The sequence below is a fragment of the Pedobacter polaris genome (genome assembly GCF_005116505.1).
Taxonomy (GTDB): Bacteria; Bacteroidota; Bacteroidia; order Sphingobacteriales; family Sphingobacteriaceae; genus Pedobacter; species Pedobacter polaris.
This window is the reverse complement of record NZ_SWBR01000011.1, coordinates 1-3,757: the sequence shown is the minus strand read 5'-3', so window position 1 is coordinate 3,757 and position 3,757 is coordinate 1. Positions and strand designations below refer to the sequence as shown.

Below are 3,757 nucleotides of genomic sequence, written 5' to 3'. Positions count from 1 at the left end.
TGAAGAAGTACCTTCCCTATGCCGAGCAGACGGGCAGTGACGGAAGCTATAGGGCTACTGCGATTGCCGGACAGGCTGCCTTCTATGGTACCTCGGGCTGGGACGCTAATGTTGTAAAGACACCATATCCCTACAGCCAGGCGGTACTGGAGGCCTCTCCGATTGGGAGGGTACTCGAGCAGGGCGCACCTGGAGCTGTATGGCAGCCCTACAATGCAGCTATTGCGGGTTCGGGCCATACGGTTAGGGCGGACTACAGCAGTAATGTGACGGGGGAGGTTCCATTGTGGGTAGTGGGTTCATCTGGTGCATCTACAGGCGACAGCTACTATGCGGCGAACAGGCTCTACAAGACCATCTCCAGGGACGAGAACTGGACGAGTGGCAAGGCCGGAACGGCAGAAGAGTTCAGGGATCTGCAGGGCAGGGTGGTGCTGAAAAGGATATGGGAGACCGAGAGCGTGGCACTGAGCACCCATTATATCTATGACGACCTTGGCAACCTTCGCTATGTGGTTCCGCCCGCTGTAACGGCAACAAGCTTTACGGAAACGGCGGATGCGAACTTCGAGAACTATATCTACGGCTACCATTACGACGGAAGGAAGAGGCTGATAGAGAAGAAGGTGCCGGGCAGGGGCTGGGAATACATGGTGTACAACAAACTGGACCAGCTGGTGCTTTCACAGGATGCCAACCAGCGGTTGGTGAACCAGTGGGCGTTCACCAAGTACGATGCGATGGGCAGGGTGGTAATAACGGGGCTCTACGTCAATGCGGGCACAGGGGCTGCGGTACAGGCACTGGTGGATGCACATGTGGCGCTCTGGGAGGACAGGGACAACCTGGCCACGACCTACGGCACTGGCTATACGAACGTGGCCTTTCCCCTAGTGATAGCACATTTCCATTCCGTGAGCTACTATGACGACTACGATTTCTTTGCCAACACCTTCGGGCAGCCCAACGGCACTACACAGGTGACCGCCGAGCGGACCAGGGGACTGTTGACCGGCACAAGGGTGAACGTACTGGGCACAGGAACAATGCTGCTTTCGGTGAACTACTATGACCTGGACGGCAGGGTCGTAACCACCAAGAGCCAGAACCACCTTGGTGGTACCGACGTGGTGAACAGCAGCTACGACTTTGTGGGCCAGCTGAAGACCAGTGCCAGAAGGCACATTGCCAATGGCGCAACCATCATGATTGCCAACGCCTTTGTGTACGACCACATGGGGAGAAAGGTTTCCACCAGGGAAAACATCAACAGCCAGGGAGAGGTTACGCTGAACAAACTGGAGTACAACGAGATCGGGCAATTGAAAGCAAGGGGCCTTCATGGGCTTGGCAATGGTTCGCCCGATGGTGTCGATATTACCCTTGCAGCTGCGGACATTCTTACGAGCGGGCAGTCCCGAACAGTCAAAGCATCCGGCAGCATTACGCTCGCACCGGGCTTCGAGGCACAGCTTGGCTCTACCTTCAGCGCTTCCATTGTCGGGATGCTCCAGAACACGGAATATGCCTATAATGAGCGTGGTTGGTTGAAGAGTAGCGCGAGCGACCAGTTCAGTATGCAGCTCGATTACCAGGACGGCACCCATCCACAGTTCAACGGCAACATTTCCAGCCAGCGCTGGGGCAGCTCGTTGGGCAATGTGTTCACCTATCAATATGATAAACTGAACAGGCTTACTCACGGGATAAGTACGGGTACTGCTATGAGCGAGGTGCTGGGCTACGACGTGATGGGCAACATTACCAGCCTTAGCAGGGACGGGAGCACGGCGGGCAGCTACGGCTATGTGGGCAACAGGCTGACTAGCATTTCGGGCGGTCCGCTGGCCACTGGCAGCTACGCCTATGATGCCAATGGCAATGCCACCACAGATGGAAGGACGGGGATAACGCTCGGCTATAATTTCCTGGACCTTCCGGCAACGGCGACAAAGAGCGGGCTCAGCCTTGCCTATACCTATGATGCCACGGGGCAGAAGCTGAGGAAGGTGAGCAACATTACCGGCACCACCGACTATGTTGGCGGCATCCAGTACACCAATGGAACTATAGACTTTATCCAGACCGAAGAGGGAAGGGCGGTGAACCAGTCGAGCATCTACAAATACGAGTACAATCTTTTAGACCACCTTGGAAATGTGAGATATAGTTTCGATATTTATAACGGAGCTGTTAGGAAGCTGCAGGAAGATAACTACTATGCCTTTGGACTGAGGCATAGCGCAATGGCGGGTACGAACAACTATCTCTACAATGGCAAGGAGCTGCAGGATGAACTTGGGCAATATGACTACGGCGCAAGGTTTTATGACCCAGTAATCGGGAGGTGGAACAGTGTGGATCCGTTGGCGGAGAAGATGAGGAGGCATAGCCCATATAACTATGTGTTCAATAATCCGATAAGGTTTATTGATCCAGATGGGATGGCGCCAAATGGTCCGGGTCCTGTAGTATTAGGGGGATCTGCAACTGTAAATGGGGCTAAAAAAGTTATGTCGGCCTATTATAGGTTCATGATTAATATGGGCATTAATAATGTTGCATTGGTTCTGAACACGATTTCTAATGCAAATAATGCAGGCATGGCCAAGGGAAAGGTTAAAGAGGAGTATACTAGGGCCGCTAACGAAGGAGTTAAAGAAATTGCTATTGGATTTGCTATAGGCGCGGGCACAGGAAGAGTGTTTGGACAGATTGGAAAAAGTCTATTTGGGAAATCTGCGACTATCGGCGCAAGCGAACTCTCTGCTTCATCTTCAGTCACAAAGACAGCAATAAACAGTGTCGATGATTTTATTCAAAGTGCGGCAGAGGGTACAGGAAGTCAGGGTCTATCAAAAGTTGGAAGAGCCCTGCAAAAACATGCCGGGCGAGAAGGATCAGTTTTTGAAGATATTGAGTTTTCACACAAAACCGCTAATCAACAAGGGCTTGATCTTTTACAGGATATTCTAGGATCTAAAAAGCAAACAATTAGGAATGCCCCACAAGGCGGTTATGAAATATATGATACAACTACAGGAAGAGGTGTTGGCGTTTCGAGAAATGGTGTTTTTAATGGCTTTAGGGAGTTAAAACAATAATATCATGAAAAAATTTGAATTGGTAATTGGTAGTCCGACTGACTATGAAGAGTTAGTTGTTTATATAAGATTAGATGATATTAATATTTGCTTAATTCAAAAGGAGGAAGGTATTAATAGAATTAAGATTGAATTTTTTAATGAAAAAGAGATTACTTTATATCTAGAGGAATTCTTGGATGTTTTATCAAAAGCAAAAAATGAACTTTTAAAATAATATTCTGACCCCTAACCAGTGCAATTATTAAGCAGCTCCACTTATACAGGTCTTTCAATCTAGCGCAAGCGTCCTGCTTGCGCTTTAATTAAATAAAAGTTCAGCATATGTAAAAGGTATGCTGAACTTGTTGTTTTAAAAGCATTGAAATTATTATTTCATTAAAAGGAAATGTGCGATATAGTTTCGATATTTATAACGGTGTGGTTAGGAAGCTGCAGGAGGATAATTATTCACGTTTGGTTGTTGTTTTCAATGGCGTGAATGAGCTCGCAAGCTCGGTTACTATGCCTTTGGACTGAGACATAGCGCAACGGCAGGTACGAACAACTATCTGTACAATGGCAAGGAACTTCAGGATGAGCTTGGGCAGTACGATTATTCATTAGTTATATATTGTTTTAAAGGTATTCATGAGCTCGGCTATGCCTCGGTT

At 48.7% G+C, this 3,757-nt stretch carries 2 protein-coding genes; both read left to right on the top strand.

Annotated elements, in window-relative coordinates:
- Positions 1-3,104: RHS repeat domain-containing protein (locus FA048_RS19615; protein ID WP_136844360.1), on the top strand; the 3,104-nt coding region annotated here is incomplete at its 5' end.
- A gap of 4 nt (positions 3,105-3,108) precedes the next feature.
- Entirely contained in the window at positions 3,109-3,321 is a 213-nt protein-coding gene (locus tag FA048_RS19610) for a hypothetical protein (protein WP_136844358.1), read from the top strand.
- The last annotated feature ends 436 nt before the right edge of the window (positions 3,322-3,757 follow it).